The sequence below is a fragment of the Stenotrophomonas sp. GD03877 genome (genome assembly GCF_029840555.1).
GTDB lineage: Bacteria > Pseudomonadota > Gammaproteobacteria > Xanthomonadales > Xanthomonadaceae > Stenotrophomonas > Stenotrophomonas geniculata.
The window spans coordinates 25,136-41,051 of record NZ_JAOCCT010000029.1 but is presented as its reverse complement, the minus strand read 5'-3'; the positions used below and the strand labels follow the sequence as shown (position 1 = coordinate 41,051).

Annotated in this window: 13 protein-coding genes; 4 read left to right on the top strand and 9 right to left on the bottom strand. The window is 65.8% G+C overall.

Annotated elements, in window-relative coordinates:
- The 6 genes from N5D20_RS18740 to N5D20_RS18715 all read right to left on the bottom strand — a co-directional run bounded on the left by N5D20_RS18740 (position 1) and on the right by N5D20_RS18715 (position 6,614).
- Entirely contained in the window at positions 1-249 is a 249-nt protein-coding gene (locus tag N5D20_RS18740) for an acyl carrier protein (protein ID WP_010480664.1), read from the bottom strand.
- Positions 246-1,004 (bottom strand): hypothetical protein, encoded by a 759-nt coding sequence (locus tag N5D20_RS18735; protein WP_171953806.1) that lies wholly within the window; start codon positions 1,002-1,004, stop codon positions 246-248. Before N5D20_RS18735 ends, N5D20_RS18740 begins: the two co-directional genes overlap by 4 nt.
- Entirely contained in the window at positions 1,001-1,924 is a 924-nt protein-coding gene (locus N5D20_RS18730; protein ID WP_010480666.1) for a glycosyltransferase family 2 protein, read from the bottom strand. Before N5D20_RS18730 ends, N5D20_RS18735 begins: the two co-directional genes overlap by 4 nt.
- A 279-nt stretch (positions 1,925-2,203) precedes the next feature.
- The gene (locus tag N5D20_RS18725) at positions 2,204-4,723 is read right to left on the bottom strand and encodes an LTA synthase family protein (protein WP_171953808.1); all 2,520 of its coding nucleotides are present in this window, start codon (positions 4,721-4,723) and stop codon (positions 2,204-2,206) included.
- Between the two features lie 203 nt (positions 4,724-4,926).
- Positions 4,927-5,868 (bottom strand): electron transfer flavoprotein subunit alpha/FixB family protein, encoded by a 942-nt coding sequence (locus N5D20_RS18720; protein WP_171953809.1) that lies wholly within the window; start codon positions 5,866-5,868, stop codon positions 4,927-4,929.
- Positions 5,868-6,614, bottom strand: a complete 747-nt coding sequence (locus N5D20_RS18715; protein ID WP_171953810.1) for an electron transfer flavoprotein subunit beta/FixA family protein — start codon at positions 6,612-6,614, stop codon at positions 5,868-5,870. The genes N5D20_RS18720 and N5D20_RS18715 overlap by 1 nt, the downstream gene beginning before the upstream one ends.
- Before the next feature lie 262 nt (positions 6,615-6,876).
- On the opposite strand from N5D20_RS18715, the gene rfbB reads away from it, so the two are divergent.
- Genes rfbB through rfbD form a run of 4 tightly spaced genes read left to right on the top strand, consistent with a single transcriptional unit; the run spans position 6,877 to position 10,278 of the window.
- Complete coding sequence (rfbB, locus tag N5D20_RS18710; RefSeq protein WP_171953811.1) at positions 6,877-7,932, top strand: dTDP-glucose 4,6-dehydratase; 1,056 nt, start codon at positions 6,877-6,879, stop codon at positions 7,930-7,932.
- Positions 7,933-7,946: 14 nt separating this feature from the next.
- On the top strand, positions 7,947-8,834 hold the full coding sequence (rfbA, locus tag N5D20_RS18705) for a glucose-1-phosphate thymidylyltransferase RfbA (RefSeq protein ID WP_057502860.1): 888 nt from the start codon (positions 7,947-7,949) through the stop codon (positions 8,832-8,834).
- Positions 8,831-9,388, top strand: a complete 558-nt coding sequence (gene rfbC / locus N5D20_RS18700; protein WP_010480673.1) for a dTDP-4-dehydrorhamnose 3,5-epimerase — start codon at positions 8,831-8,833, stop codon at positions 9,386-9,388. Before rfbA ends, rfbC begins: the two co-directional genes overlap by 4 nt.
- Positions 9,385-10,278: a dTDP-4-dehydrorhamnose reductase gene (gene rfbD / locus N5D20_RS18695; protein WP_279914824.1), complete on the top strand. Its 894-nt coding sequence runs from the start codon at positions 9,385-9,387 to the stop codon at positions 10,276-10,278. The genes rfbC and rfbD overlap by 4 nt, the downstream gene beginning before the upstream one ends.
- A gap of 104 nt (positions 10,279-10,382) precedes the next feature.
- Here the strand turns inward: rfbD and N5D20_RS18690 are convergent, their stop codons facing one another.
- The 3 genes from N5D20_RS18690 to N5D20_RS18680 form a co-directional block, all read right to left on the bottom strand.
- Positions 10,383-11,786: a mannose-1-phosphate guanylyltransferase/mannose-6-phosphate isomerase gene (locus tag N5D20_RS18690; protein ID WP_279914823.1), complete on the bottom strand. Its 1,404-nt coding sequence runs from the start codon at positions 11,784-11,786 to the stop codon at positions 10,383-10,385.
- A gap of 12 nt (positions 11,787-11,798) precedes the next feature.
- Entirely contained in the window at positions 11,799-13,145 is a 1,347-nt protein-coding gene (locus N5D20_RS18685; protein ID WP_010480679.1) for a phosphomannomutase/phosphoglucomutase, read from the bottom strand.
- Between the two features lie 97 nt (positions 13,146-13,242).
- Positions 13,243-15,873 (bottom strand): DEAD/DEAH box helicase, encoded by a 2,631-nt coding sequence (locus tag N5D20_RS18680; RefSeq protein WP_312661883.1) that lies wholly within the window; start codon positions 15,871-15,873, stop codon positions 13,243-13,245.
- Positions 15,874-15,916: the final 43 nt, after the last annotated feature.

Genomic DNA, 15,916 nt, shown 5'->3' with positions numbered 1-15,916 from the left:
TCAAACGGCTGCGCCGTGCTTGCGCAGGATTTCGCGCGCTTTGCCCACCGAGCTCATGTCGATCACTTCATCCATGTCGATCATCACGCCAAAGGCTTCTTCCAGTGCGGCAACCACCGACATATGGGCGATCGAATCCCACTGCGGGATGGTGTTGTAACGCAGATCGTCGCTCACGCTGTCGGCGGCGATGCCCAGCACGCGGGCGAATACGGCAACGACCTGATCTTCGGTAACGGTATCGTTCATAGGAATTTCCTGAACCCAAACAGGGTGCTGTTGAAGTGGAAGCCAAGCCGGGCATACAGATTGATGATGCCCGTATTCGCGGCGGAAACGAGGGTCGTGCAGTGCGGGATGCCACGCGCGCCCAACGACTCGAGCGCGGTGATCCACAACGGGAGGGCCAGCATGGCGTAAGGGCCTGAAGCGCCGGTCAACAGCAGTTCGCAATTGCTGCGGTCTGCAGCAACCCGTTCGGCATGGAAGCCGATGACGCGGCCGCGCGATTCGGCCACGTAGGCCAGGCCCCCGGTAACCATGTCTTCGATCCAGTTGGCGGTGCGTAACGCGGCCCGCTGAGGATCGATGGCGGGATCTTCCAGGAAGCGGCCGTGCGCGAAGTCGCTGGCGGCAATCTGCCGCAGCTCGGTCACATCGCCAGCGGTCGCGGGACGCAGCGTCGGCAGCATGCCGCGCGGAACCTGGGGCAGGTTGGCGAAGCCGCTGCGCGAAACGGTCAATGAGGTCTCAACGAAGGCGAATCCGTGCTGGAGCAGGACCGCCTTGGCCACCGGTTGTGTGGCATCGATGCGGCCGAACAGGTAGTGCACCGAGTGGGTGGCGCACCAACGCTCGAGTTCGACCAGCAATGGCGCTGCATGTGCCGAGGTGACGACGTCCAGTGCGGTCACCTCTGCGGTGACGAAGCCCAGGGCGCGCTCGTCCCAGGGGGTCAGGCGCGCGGTGATCCGTCCTTCGCCGTTGTCGATGTGCAGGTTCATCGGGCTTCCTGTGCATCGTTCACCGCGTCGGCGACGATGTAGTACGGGCGCTTCTGCACATTGCGGAACACCTGGCCGACATACAGGCCGACGACGCCCAGGCAGAACATCACCAGGCCGCCGATCAGCCACACCGAGCCGATGATGGATGTGTAACCGGCCACTTCGATATCACCGTCCCACCAGCGCAGCAGGCTCAGCGCCACCAGCACGAAGGCGACCAGCGAACAGGCAATCCCGGTGCCGGCCACCATGCGCAGCGGCTTTTCCGAGTAGCCCAGCGCAATGTTGGTCGACAGGGTGAGCAGCTTGCGCAGGGTGTACGAGGTTTCGCCCACGGTACGGGCCTGGTGCTGGACCGGCAGCTTGCCGGTACGGAAGCCGGCCCACTTGACCATCAACGGGAACGAACGGTCGCGTTCGGGCATCCTGCATACCGCATTGATGACCTTGCGATGGTAGATGCCGAAGTTGGCCGTGCTGGGATCCTGCGGTACGCCGGTGAGCCAACCCAGCAGACCGAAAAAGGCCCACGAAGACAGCCGCTTGAGCGCTTTGTCCTGACGTTCCAGGCGTTGTGCGAACACAACATCGAGTTGTTCTTCGTTGGCCTTGCGGTACAACGCGGGAATTTCGCGGGGAACGTCCTGCAGGTCGCAGTCCATCACTACCGTCCAACGACCACGTGCGTGTTCTATGCCGGCCGAAATGGCCGAATGCTGGCCAAAGTTGCGCGACAGGCGCAGGCCGCGCAGCCAGGGCCGGGTAGCGGCCAGTTCGGCGATCCGGGCCCAGGCGCCGTCGGGGCTGGCGTCGTCGACCAGGATCATTTCAAAGCTGACGCCCAGTGTTGCGATCGCGGCCTCGACCTGGTCCACGAGGTCTTCCAGGCATCCCTGGCAGCCATAGACAGGCGCCACGACCGAGATTTCCAGTGGGAGTTCTCCACCACACGGCGGAGAGGGCGTCGCTTCTGTCATGGCGTAGAGGGATCCTTGGGCGCCCTGCCTCGGCACGTGAATGTCCCCATCTCGGCCGCTGACGCGATGCACGGGCATTGGCGTGCCCCGGCATCCGCCCGCGCGACGATCAGTGGCGGCAGTCGCCGATTATAGCTTTACCGGCTGTCCCACACCGTTGACGCCTCATCTTTGCCCGAAAGGCGCCGGGGCCGCGCGTTCAGGTACCGCACAGCTGTGTCAGTGGTTGGCCTCAAGCTGGATGGTGCCCAGTTTCACGGCGGTCTGCCCCGGGCAGGCGATCGATACCTGCAATGCGGCTGGCTTGGCGAACAGCGCGGGATCGCTGAAGGCCGCAGTGACCAGCAGATTCCCATACGCGCTGGCACCGGTGGCGGTGCCGATACGCACCTGCGGCTGACCCTGCAGCTGCTTCATGGTGATCCACACACCGCTGCTGCCGTCGGGCTGCAGATTGAAGCCCTGTGCTGCGGTGCCCGTACGCGGGCCCCATTGGTCGACGCTGAAGCTGCACGCGTCGGCGGCCGTAGGCGGAGCCGGTTGCGGGCCGGGGGAAACGTCGAACATGCCCACCTGCACCGGCGGCTGGCCGGGGCAGGTCAGGGTGACCGGCGTCGGGCCGGCAAGGCCGGCGATGGCGGCGGGGGCGAAGGCGGCTGTCAGCAGCTGTTCGCCCGCGTTGGCCTCACCGACGACAGTGCCCAGTTTCACCTGGGGCGTGCCGCGCAGATGCTTCATCGCAAACCACATGGCGCTGGAGCCGTCGGGCTGCAGGTTGAATCCCTGTCCCGGCATGGCCTGCTGCGGGCCCCACTGTTCGACCTCGAACTCACAGTCGGCATGCCGTGCTTCCAGCGCCATCGGAACCAGGCGGGGTACGCTCAACGCCTTGGCATGCTGCGCGCGCAGGTAGTGGCCATTACCGAGGACGATGTCCTGGCGCAGGGCGCGCAACTGGTCGAACTGCTTCCAGGCGGCATTGCAGGTGGGGGTGCGAGGTGCACTGTCGCGGCCGGCGCAGTCGGTCCAGCTGCCGTCGTTGCCGGCAAGCAGGTGCCCACGGAACGGGCGCAGTGTCATCGGGCCACGCTGGGCCGACTGTGGCAGCAGGGCCGCGTTGCCCAGCAGCTGGCCGATCAGGCCGGGCAGTTCGTACATCGGTATGTCAGTGCCCGTGCGCAGGGCACCGCGGCTGCCGTCGAGGATCAACAGCGGTGTGCGGCTGATGCCGACCCGGCGCCGGGTTGCCGGGTTGTCGAAGGCTGACTTGTCAGCACTGTTCACGGCGGTGTAGGGGTCCGGATCCACGTCGAGCGATGGCGAGTGATCGCCGAAGGCAATGATCAGCGCGTCCGGATCGCGGACCAGGATGGCTTCGGCCCAGTCCATGAACGCCTTGGTGGTGTAGGCCACTGCATTGGCGTAGGCCTGCAGCACCGGCGCATCGGCCGGGCTGATCGTCACCAGATCGGGGCGGCGTTCGGTATTGCGCACAAACCCCCAGTGCGAGGACAGAGACACCAGGTAATTGAACAGCGGGCCCTCGGCCCGATTCTCATCCAGATACTGCAGGTTCTGCCGGAAGAACGAACCATCGGCCAGCAGCCCGCCTTCCAGATCATCCAGTTCGAAAGCGCTGATCGGTCGATACAGATCGAAGCCGGCATTGTCGTAGGCGCGTACCCGGTTCCAGTTGCTGGCGAGGTTGGCGTGGCTGGCCACCGTGCGGTAACCCAAGCGCGCCAGCATTGCAGGCAGGCACGGCGAGGGATTGCGCATCAGATTGACGAACGCGACCGAGTTGCGCGGGGCGGGCAGGCCACACAGCGCTTCGAATTCGGCGTTGGCGGTCGCGCCGCCCATTTCCGGGGACAGCACGTACGGCCGCCCGGCGCTTTCCCACAATGCCAGGAAGCGTGGGTCGAGCGGGCTGCGGGAGCTGCGGTAGCGGTCCAGGAGGGTGATGTCCCAGACGCTTTCGAGCAGCACGACATGTACGTTGCGATGCACGTCGATACTGCCCGGGCGCCATGCCTGCAGCGCCAGCGCATCGATCTCGGCGGCGCTGGGAACCTTGCGGATGTCCTCGCGCATCACCCGCCAGTCTTCAAGCAGGTACAGCAGCGGCCCGCGCATCTGCAGCAGACTGATCTGATCTTCGCGGCCCGGCAGTTCCACGATCTCGCCATTGGGCATCTTCAGTTCTTCGATTCCCACCGGCAGCAGGGTCTGGGAAATCGGGCGCAGCAGGTCGGCCGTGGTGGCCAGCAGGGCGACAAAGGCGGTTGTCGCGGCCAGCGTCAGCAGGCTGCGCCAGCGCGGACGGAGGCTGGCCAGCGGCAGCAGGACAGCCACGGCAATGAGGACCGTCGCCAGCAGCAGGGGGCGACCAGACAGGGTGGCAAGCAGGGTTGGTAGCGCCTGGGCATCTGCAATGGACAGCGGGACGTGCAGCATTGCCACCTTGGCGGCGTTGCCGACCAGCAGCAGGCTGGCCAGCCCGGCCGCCAGCGCCGCACCCCACCAGCGGTTGCGCAGGCCAGGGCCCAGCAACCACAGCGCACACCCCAGCAGCAGCCCGGTGGCAGTGATCGCTCTGGCGCCGTAGGTGAATCCGAAGCCGATCCACGCCACCGCGGCCATTATCCCACAGGCCAACAGCGCAATCGGCAGGTACGTCCACGAGGCCGCCAGGTCCTTGGCAAACAAACGGGCAGCCGCCCCTGCTCCTGATTTCATCAAATATGACAAGCGCGTGAAAACGCACACATTCTGGTCAGCAACGCAGCGCTGGGTAACCCCACGCACGTACCGCTATGTACCAAACCTTGTCGCGCGCGGCGCGGCGCAGGCACAACAACGCCGCCGGCGCGAGTGCGACGCCGGCCAGGGAATGCATGGAATACCTGCAGGCCTTGCAACCTGCAGGTATCAGGCGCGGATCAGCCCAGCGCGGCTTCCAGTTCCGGCAGGATCGCAAACAGATCCCCCACCAGGCCGATATCCGCAATTTCGAAGATCGGCGCATCGCCGTCCTTGTTGATCGCGACAATCGTGCCGGCATCCTTGATGCCGGTCAGATGCTGGATGGCACCGCTGATGCCGACGGCCACGTACAGTTCCGGCGCGATGATCTTGCCGGTCTGGCCGACCTGCAGGTCGCTGGGCACGTAACCGGCATCGACCGCCGCACGCGAGGCACCGACGGCAGCACCGAGCTTGTCGGCCAGCTGGAAGATGACCTTGAAGTTCTCTTCCGAACCGACGCCACGGCCACCGGAGACCACGCGCTTGGCGGCCTGCAGGTCCGGGCGGTCGCTGGCACCGGCGGCGAGGCCGATGAAGCGGGTGTGGGTCGGCAGGGCAGCGTCGACGCTGGCTGCTTCAATGGTGGCATTGCCACCCTGGGCGGCTTCCGGCCATGAGGCGGCACGCACGGTGGCGACCACGATCTGGTCAGCAGGGGCTTCCACGGTGATGATCGCGTTGCCGGCGTAGATCGGGCGCTTGAAGGTGTGGCTGCCTTCCACGCTCATCAGGTCGGACACCTGGTTGACGCCGAGCAGGGCCGCCACGCACGGCATCAGGTCCTTGCCGAAGGTGGTCGACGGGCCGAACACATGGGTATAGCCCTTGGCCAGCTGCGCGATCTGCGGTGCCAGTACCTGGGCGATGGCCTGCGTGTTGGCGGCATTGGCCACGGTCAGGACCTTGGCGACGCCGGCGATCTTCGCGGCTTCGGCGGCGACGGCGGCCGGATCGGCGGCCAGCACCACCACGTCGATGCTGGCACCGCTGATGGCGGCAGCGGCACTGACGGTCTTGGCGGTGGCGGCGTTGAGCTTGCCGTCGTGGTGCTCGGCGATGACGAGAATCTTGCTCATTACAGCAGCCCCTTCTGCTTGAGTGCGGCAACCAGTTCGGCCGCGTCCTTGACCATCACACCCTTGCTGCGCTTGGACGGCGCGGCGTACTGGGTGGTCTTGAAGGTATCGGCGGCTTCAACGCCGAGGTCGGCCAGCTGCAGGGTCTCCAGCGGCTTGGCCTTGGCCTTCATGATGTCCGGCAGCTTGATGAAGCGCGGCTCGTTCAGGCGCAGGTCGGTGGTGACCACCGCCGGCAGGTCCACTTCCAGCGTTTCCAGGCCGGCGTCGACCTCGCGGGTCACTGTGGCCTTGCCATCGGCAATCTCGAGCTTGCTGGCGAAGGTGGCCTGCGGGCGGCCCCAGATCGTGGCCAGCATCTGGCCGGTCTGGTTGGCGTCGTCGTCAATGGCCTGCTTGCCGAGGATCACCAGGTCCGGCTGTTCCTTCTCGATCAGCTTGAGCAGGGTGCGCGACGCGGTCAGCGGCTGGATGGCCTGGTCGGTTACGACATGGATGGCGCGGTTGGCGCCCATGGCCAGGCCGTTACGCAGGTGCGCCTGGGCGTCGGCCGGGGCGATGGTGGCAACCACGACTTCGCTGGCGATGCCCTTGTCGCGCAGGCGCAGGGCTTCTTCCAGGGCGATTTCATCGAAGGGGTTAGGGGACAGCTTGACGCCGTCGGTGACCACGCCGGAACCGTCCGGCTTGACCTGAATGCGGACGTTGTAGTCCACCACGCGCTTGTACGCGACGAGGATTTTCATCTGGTACGGGGTCCTTCAGTAACAGGGAGAACGTCCGGTCCTGGAACAGCAACCGGTTCGGGGGTGGGACCCCGATTCTAGCTGGCTTGAGGTGACCATGCGAATGCGTATGGTTATGTTGCGGCGCGGCAAAAATGCACCTCCGCGAGCTCGTGTTCACGTCACGCAGGCGGTCGTGAAGGCCATCGGGATGTATCCTGTCACGCTGCGCTGGGGCGCCCGTGGGCGCTCCTTGGATGAATTTCGATCAGGAGAACAGGTAGTGCCCACATGGCTTGTCACCGGCGGCGCCGGATTCATTGGCGGTAACTTCGTTCTCGAGGCTGTCGCGCGCGGCGTCAAGGTCATCAACCTCGATGTGCTGACCTACGCCGGCAACCTGAAGACCCTGTCCAGCCTGGACGGCAACCCCAACCACCTGTTCGTGCAGGGCGACATCGGCGACCGTGATCTGGTCGCCCGCCTGCTGGCCGAGCATCAGCCGGACGCGGTCGTGAACTTCGCCGCTGAAAGCCACGTTGACCGCTCCATCGATGGTCCCGGCGCCTTTATCCAGACCAATGTGGTGGGCACCCTGGGCCTGCTGGAAGCGGTCCGTGACTACTGGAAGGCGCTGCCGGCCGAACAGGGCGCGGCCTTCCGCTTCCTGCACGTGTCCACCGACGAGGTGTACGGCACCCTGGGCGAGACCGGCAAGTTCAGCGAAACCACCCCGTACGCCCCGAATTCGCCATACTCGGCGTCGAAGGCCGCTTCGGACCACCTGGTCCGTGCCTTCCACCACACCTACGGGCTGCCGGTACTGACCACCAACTGCTCCAACAACTACGGCCCGTACCACTTCCCCGAGAAGCTGATCCCGCTGGTGATCGCCAAGGCGCTGGCTGGCGAGCCGCTGCCGGTGTACGGCGATGGCAAGCAGGTGCGCGACTGGCTGTTCGTGTCCGACCACTGCGAAGCGATCCGCACCGTGCTGGCCAAGGGCCAGGTCGGCGAGACCTACAACGTCGGCGGCAACTCGGAAAAGCAGAACATCGAAGTGGTGCAGGCGATCTGCGCACTGCTGGACCAGCGCCGCCCGCGCGCGGATGGCCAGCCGCGCAGCAGCCAGATCACCTATGTCACCGATCGCCCCGGCCATGACCGCCGCTATGCGATCGATGCCTCCAAGCTGAAGAACGACCTGGGCTGGGAACCGGCCTACACCTTCGAGCAGGGCATCACGTTCACCGTCGACTGGTACCTGGACAACCAGGAATGGGTCAACGGCGTGCTGGATGGCAGCTACCGCCTGCAGCGCATCGGCACTGCCGCCTGAGGCCGGGAGATAACATGACGCAACGCAAGGGCATCATCCTGGCCGGCGGTTCCGGCACCCGGCTGTATCCGATCACCAAGGGCGTCAGCAAGCAGCTGCTGCCGGTGTACGACAAGCCGATGATCTACTACCCGCTCAGCGTGCTGATGCTGGCGGGCATCCGCGAAGTGTTGATCATCAATACTCCGCACGAACAGGCGCTGTTCCAGCAGCTGCTGGGCGACGGTTCGCAATGGGGCATGGACATCCAGTACGCGGTGCAGCCGAGTCCGGATGGCCTGGCCCAGGCCTACCTGATCGGCCGCGACTTCGTCGCCGGCAAGCCGAGCTGCCTGGTGCTGGGCGACAACATCTTCCACGGCCACGGCCTGCGCGAGGTGCTCAAGCGTGCAGACGAACGCGTGCACGGCTCGACCGTGTTCGGCTACTGGGTGAATGATCCGGAGCGCTACGGCGTGGCCGAGTTCGACCAGAGCGGCAAGGTGATCGATCTGGTGGAGAAGCCGGAGAAACCGCGCTCCAACTATGCGGTGACCGGCCTGTACTTCTATGACGGCAAGGCCAGCGATTACGCGGCCGAACTGAAGCCGTCGCCGCGTGGTGAGCTGGAGATTACCGATCTCAACAAGCGCTACCTGGAAGAAGGGAATCTTCACCTGGAAGCGCTCGGCCGTGGCTATGCGTGGCTGGATACGGGCACCCACCAGTCGTTGCTGGAAGCCTCCAACTTCATCGAGACCATCCAGACCCGCCAGGGCCTGCAGGTCTGCTGCCCGGAAGAAATCGCGTTCGGCCAAGGCTGGATCAATGCCGAGCAGCTGGAGGCGCTGGCTGCGCCGCTGATCAAGAATGGCTACGGCCAGTACCTGCACACGCTCGCCCAGCGTGGAGTCGTTCCGTGAAAGTAATTGAAACCAAGTTGCCCGGCTGCGTGGTGATCGAGCCGGCCGTGTTCGGCGATGCCCGCGGTTACTTCTTCGAAACCTGGAATGCCGAGCGTTTCGCCGCGCTGGGCCTGCCGGATCGTTTCGTGCAGAGCAATGTGTCCACCTCGGCGCAGGGCGTGCTGCGTGGCCTGCATTACCAGTGGCCGCGCCCGCAGGGCAAGCTGGTCAGCGTGCTGGAAGGCGAGGTCTATGACGTGGCCGTGGACATCCGCCGCGGCTCGCCGACCTTCGGCCAGTGGGAAGCGGTGGTGCTGAGCGCTGAAAACAGGAAGCAGTTCTGGATTCCGGAAGGCTTCGCGCACGGGTTTGCCGTGCTCTCCGAACGTGCACTGTTCAGCTATCTGTGCACGGACGTCTACGTCAAGGAAGCGGATGCAGGTATCCGCTGGAATGACGCCGATATCGCGGTGGACTGGCCGGTGAGTGCACCGACCCTGTCGGCCAAGGACGAGACCGCGCCCTTCCTGAAGGACATTGCCGAAGACCGCCTGCCGGTCTACGTGCCATGACCGTTCTGGTGTTCGGCGGCAATGGCCAGGTCGGCCAGGAACTGCTGCGCGCGCTGGCGCCACTGGGCAAAGTAATCGCGACCACCCGCAGCGGGCAACTGCCCGACGGAAGTGCCTGCGAGATGGCTGATTTCGGCCAGCCCGACAGCCTGCCGACGCTGCTGGATCGCCTGCAGCCATCGGTGGTGGTCAACGCGGCCGCCTACACGGCGGTGGACCGTGCCGAGCAGGAGGTCGATGCGGCCTTCGCCGCCAACGCGCAGGCGCCGGGCGTGATCGCGCGCTGGTGCGCGGCCCATGGCGTGCCCTTGGTGCATTACTCCACCGACTACGTGTTCGACGGCCAGGGCCGTGCGCCCTACCGCGAAGACGAGCCGACCGCGCCGCTGGGCGTCTATGGCACCAGCAAGCGCGATGGTGAGGATGCAGTGCGTTTGGCCGGTGGCCGCCACCTGATCTTCCGCACGGCGTGGGTCTATGCCTCACATGGCGCCAATTTCCTGCGCACCATGCTGCGGGTGGGATCAGAACGCGAACAGTTGCGGGTAGTGGCTGACCAGATCGGTACGCCCACTTCGGCTGCGCTGATCGCCGATGTCACCGCGCAGGCGCTGCAGCATCCGGGCCACTTGTCCGGAACCTGGCATCTGACGGCCAGTGGCCAGACCAGCTGGCATGGGTTTGCCGAGGCGATCTTCGCCGAAGCGCTGGCTAACGGTGTGCTGGCGAAGGTGCCGGCCGTCGAGGCGATTCCCAGTTCCGAGTATCCGACGCCGGCCAAGCGCCCGGCCTGGTCGGTGCTGGACAACCGCAAGCTGCAGCAGGATTTCGGCATCGTGCTGCCGGCATGGCAGGACGGGTTGAAGCGGGTGATGGCGGAGATTGCCTGACCGGGTAGGCGACCACCGTTGGTGGTCGCGTGCATCCACAGTGTGCCGACCAACGGTCGGCACCCACCCCGACCAACGGTCGGCACTCGCTGCAGGGCGTCGGCTCAACTGCGCCCGTACGTGTCCTCGAACCGCACGATGTCATCCTCGCCCAGGTAGCTGCCCGACTGTACTTCGATCAGTTCTAGCGGCAGTTTTCCGGGGTTGCGCAGGCGATGCGTCACGCCCAGCGGGATGTAGGTGCTCTGGTTCTCGCTGAGCAGGATCACTTCGTCGCCGCGGGTCACTTCAGCGGTGCCGCTGACCACGATCCAGTGCTCGGCGCGATGGTGATGCATCTGCAGGCTGAGCGTGCCGCCGGGCTTGACCGTGATGCGCTTGACCTGGAAACGCTCGCCGTTGTCGATTGAATCGTAGGCGCCCCACGGGCGGTAGACCTTGCGATGCCAGGCGGCCTCGCTGCGGCCTTCGGCCTTCAGTTGGGCGACAACGGTCTTGACCTCCTGCATGCGATCGGCCTTGCCGACCAGCACTGCATCGTCCGTCTCGACCACGATCACATCGTCCAGGCCGACCAGTGCTACCAGACGCTGTGCATAGGCATAGGTGTTGCGGCAGTCGATGGCAATCACATCACCCTGATGCGCATTGCCATCACCGTCCTGCTGCGAGACATCGCGCAGGGCGGTCCACGAACCGACATCGTTCCAGCCGGCGTCCAGCGGAATCACCACGGCGTCTGCGGTTTTTTCCATCACCGCGTAGTCGATGGAGTCGGAAGGAACCGCAGCGAAGGCGTCCTTGTCCAGACGGGTGAAATCCGAATCGCGACGGGCCTGCTGCCAGGCCTGGCGGCTGCCGGCCAGCATGTCGGGCTGGAAGTGCTCAAGTTCCTGCAGGTAGCGCGAGGCCTTGAACAGGAACATGCCGCTGTTCCAGTAATACTGGCCGCTGCTGACGTAACCGGTGGCGGTCTCAAGGTCGGGCTTTTCGACAAAGCGCTCGACCGCACGCAGGCCCTGCCCATCGGCGGCCTTGATATAGCCGTAGCCGGTTTCCGGACCGGTCGGCACGATGCCGAAGGTCACCAGCTTGCCGGCCTCGGCAGCGCCGGCTGCAGCCTGCACGACTGCGCGGAACGCGGCCTCATCGGTGATCACATGGTCCGAGGGCAGCACCAGCAGCAGCGCATCGGCGCCGTCGCGGGTGGCCTCCAGGGCTGCGACCGCGATCGCCGGTGCCGTATTGCGGCCCACCGGCTCCAGGATGATGGCAGCCGGCTCGGCGCCGACCTGCTGCAGCTGCTCGGCAGCAACGAAGCGATGCTCCTCGTTGGCGATCACCAGCGGGCCGTGCGTGGCGATGGCGGCGACGCGCTGCCAGGTGGCCTGCAGCATCGTCTGTTCGCCTGCCAGCGGCAGGAACTGCTTGGGGTAGGACTCGCGCGACAGCGGCCACAGGCGGGTGCCGGAGCCACCGGACAGAATGACGGGCTGGATGATGCTCATGGTCGTCCTTGGTTACTGCTGAAGGAGGTGGGAAATTTCATCAGTGCGGGCCTGCATCAGCCCTGCGTCGCCGCGGGCTTCAACGTTCAGGCGCAGCAGCGGCTCGGTGTTGGAGCTGCGCAGGTTGAAGCGCCAGTCGCCGAAGTCGGCACTGATGCCGTCGGTGTGGTCCAGTACCGGCGCTTGCGCCGCGAAGTGCGCCATGACGCGGGCCACAGCGGCCTTGGCATCGGCCACCTTGAAGTTGATCTCGCCACTGCACGGATAGGCCGCCATGCGGTCTTCGACCCAGTCGGCCAGCGAGCGGCCGCTTTCGGAAATCAGCTGGGCGATCAGCAGCCACGGGATCATGCCGGAGTCGGCATAGGCGAATTCGCGGAAGTAGTGGTGGGCGCTCATCTCACCGCCATACACCGCATCCTCGGCGCGCATCTTTTCCTTGATGAAGGCATGGCCGCTCTTGCACAGCACCGGTACGCCGCCCGCCTGCTCCACCATCTCCACGGTGTTCCAGACCAGGCGAGGGTCATGCACGACCTTGCCGCCGGGATTGCGCGCGAGGATAGCCTTGGCCAGCAGGCCGACCAGGTAATAGCCCTCGATGAAGCGGCCGGTGTGATCGAAGAAGAAGCAGCGATCAAAGTCGCCGTCCCAGGCGATGCCGAAGTCAGCACCATGCTCGCGCACGGCGTCGGCAGTGGCGGCACGGTTTTCCGGCAGCAGCGGGTTGGGAATGCCGTTGGGGAAGCTGCCGTCGGGTTCGTGGCAGATGCGGATGAACTCGAACGGCAGGTGCGGGGCCAGCAGGTCGACGATGGCGCCCGCGCCGCCATTGCCGGCATTCACCACCAGCTTCAGCGGCGTGAGCTTGCTGGCATCGACATAGCTGAGCAGGTGCTGGATGTAGGCGCTCTTGTCATGCTGGGCGGTCTGCCCGGCACGCGGCGGCTGGGCCTCGGACATATCGACGGCGACCGCGTCGGAAATCGCGAACAGGCCGGTATCGGAGCTGATCGGACGGGCATTCTCCTTGACCAGCTTCATGCCGTTGTAATCCATCGGGTTGTGGCTGGCGGTCACCATCACGCCGCCGGCCGCGCCGAGGTGATCGGTCTGGAAGTAGACCTCTTCGGTACCGCACAGGCCGATGTCGATCACCTCGCGGCCGGTACCACGCAGGCCTGCGGCCAGCGCATCCTGCAGCGCCGGGCTGGTCAGGCGCACATCGTGGCCGAGGACCACCGGACCGGGAGCGAGCTGTGCGGCCAGGGCGACGCCGATGCGGCGGGCCAGGTCTTCGTTCAGTTCTTCCGGCACACGGCCGCGGATATCGTAGGCCTTGAAGGCGGGCAGGGGCATCGATCAGATCCTTTGTGAGCTCAGCCCCCAATTGTAGTCCCAGTCCCGTATGGGAATCGTTTCCATCGGGGAACGCCACCTGACTGGCGTTCGGGGGTCAGGCTCGCGTCGACCGTTTGCCCGCTTTACGGGAACGTTTGCCGGGCAGGCCCGGCAACGGCGCCAGCAGCGCCTGCACGTCTTCCTCGCTGAAGCGTGGCCACGTAGCACCGCCGCCTTCGAGAATCGAGTCGGCCAGCGTGGCCTTGCGTTCCTGCAGCTCGGCGATCCGTTCTTCAATGCTGCCTGCGGCGATCAGCCGGTAAACGAACACCGGCTGCTGCTGGCCGATGCGATGGGCGCGGTCACTGGCCTGGTTTTCGGCCGCCGGGTTCCACCAGGGGTCGAAGTGGATGACGGTGTCGGCGGCGGTCAGGTTCAACCCGACGCCACCTGCCTTCAGGCTGATCAGGAACACCGGCACCTCGCCCTGCATGAAGCGCTGCACCGGCGTAGCCCGGTCCTGGGTGTCGCCGGTCAGGGTCACATAGGCCAGCCCGAGCTCCTCCAGCGCCTGCGCGATCAGTGCCAGCATGCCGGTGAACTGCGAGAACACCAGGACCCGCCGGCCTTCCTCGACCATCGACGGCAGCATGTCGCGCAGCAGCTCCAGCTTGGCCGAGCCGGCATTGCGTGCCGGGGCGTCGCCCGGCAGCAGGCGCGGATCGCAGCAGACCTGGCGCAGCTTCAGCAGGGCATCCAGCACCACGATATGGCTGCGCGCCAGCCCGCTGCCGCTGATGGCCTCGCGCACCTGCTTTTCCATCGCTGCACGCACGGTTTCATAGAGATCACGCTGGCCGCCCTCCATGTCCACCGCGCGGGTAATGAGGGTCTTGGGCGGAAGCTCTGACGCGACCTGGTCCTTGCGCCGGCGCAGGATGAAGGGACGCAGGCGCTGCGCCAGCAACGTGGCGCGACGGTGGTCGCTGCCACGTTCGATCGGATGGCGCCAATGCTGGTTGAACTGCTTCTCGCTGCCGAGCAGGCCGGGCAGCAGGAAGTCGAACTGCGTCCACAGCTCGCCCAGATGGTTCTCCAGTGGCGTGCCGGTCAGGCACAGGCGATGGCGGGCCTGCAGCGTGCGCAGGGTGATGGCCGCGCGTGACTTCGGATTCTTCACCTGCTGGGCTTCATCCAGAATCAGCAGATGGTAGGCATGTGCCTGCAGCGCCTGCTCGTCGCGCCACAGCAGGGGATACGTGGTCAGCACAAGATCATGCTCGGGAATCGCCTCGAACAGTGCTTCGCGCGTCGGTCCGTGCAGGGTCAGCACCCGCAGGCCAGGGGTGAAGCGTGCGGCTTCGCTCTGCCAGTTGTGCAGCAGCGAGGTCGGCACCACCAGCAGCGCCGGCTGGTCCAGGCGGCCACTTTCCTTTTCGACCAGCAGATGCGCCAGCGTCTGCAGGGTCTTGCCCAGCCCCATGTCATCGGCCAGCACGCCGCCCAGACCCTGCTGGCGCAGGTACTGCAGCCACGACAGGCCTTCACGCTGATAGGGACGCAGCGTCGCCACCAGTCCCGCCGGTGGCGGCACTTCACCCAGTGCGGGTGCCTGCATCAGGCGCTGCACCAGCGCCTGGGTGTCCTTGCGCCCCCGGAACTGCAGGCGCGCCGTATCCCGCAGCGCCTGCAGGCGGCCACGGTCAAGCGCTGACAAGCGCAGCGGCGCGCCACGCTGGGCGAACAGGTCCGCCAACAGCGCCATGATCGGTTTCAATCGAGCGGCCCGCAGTGCCAGGCGGGTGCTGTCGCCTGCCATCAACAGGATGTTCTCGTCATCGCCGATGGCGTCCAGCTGGCCACGCATCCAGCGGGGATCGGACTGCAGCACCTGCTGCAGCAGCGGAACCATCGACACGTTGCGGCCTTCCACCTGGATGTCCAGGCCCAGGTTGAACCAGCCCGCATCCGCCGGGTCGGCTTGGATGTCCAGACCGATCTCATCCACCCGGGTGATGCGATGGCGGAAATCGTCGTCCGTCTCCACCTTCCAGCCCAGGGCTTCCAGGCGCGGCACGTCGTCCAGCAGGAACCGTGTCCAGTCATGGGTGCGCAGCTGGAACTGCGGGCCTGCGCCGTCCAATGGCGCCCGTGGTTCCACGTCGCGATGCAGTCCCACCGTGCGCAGCTCGGCCTCGCGCCGTGACTCCTCAACCAGGTCGCGGGGCAGCAGGGCGAGCTGGCCCCCCGGATCGTGTGCGAACAGGCTCGGATCATCCAGGAACCGCACGTGTTCGTCGTATTCGAAGGCCACGGTCGCGATATCGGCCCATTGCGACGGGTCGCGGGGGCCGAGCCACGGCGGACGGAACTCGACCGTGTGCAGGCGCAGGACGGGCGTCATCGAACGGATCAGCAGCGTTGGCAGCGTGCTGCTGTCGTCGGGCATGGGGGGCGTATGGTCGATCTGCTGCAGCATCTGCGCCAGCACAGCCGCCACGTGCATGCAGTCGTGGCCGAGCAGGCAGGAACACCGGTTGCGCAGCAGGCTGCGCGGATGGCGAAGGCTGGCGGCCAGGTCGATCTCCACCCGGTAGGAGTACTTGGCCGGGATCTTTACCTCAGCGACCAGAATGTCACCGAACAGACGCATGTTGTGGACTTCCGACAGGCCATGGTCGCTCATTTCCAGCGTCCGGCCTTTCATCCAGCGGAGCAGGTCTTCTTCGGTGTAGGTATGGGCCATCAACGAGGGTGGGGCGGGCACGGGGCCGGCCATTGGCAGGGGA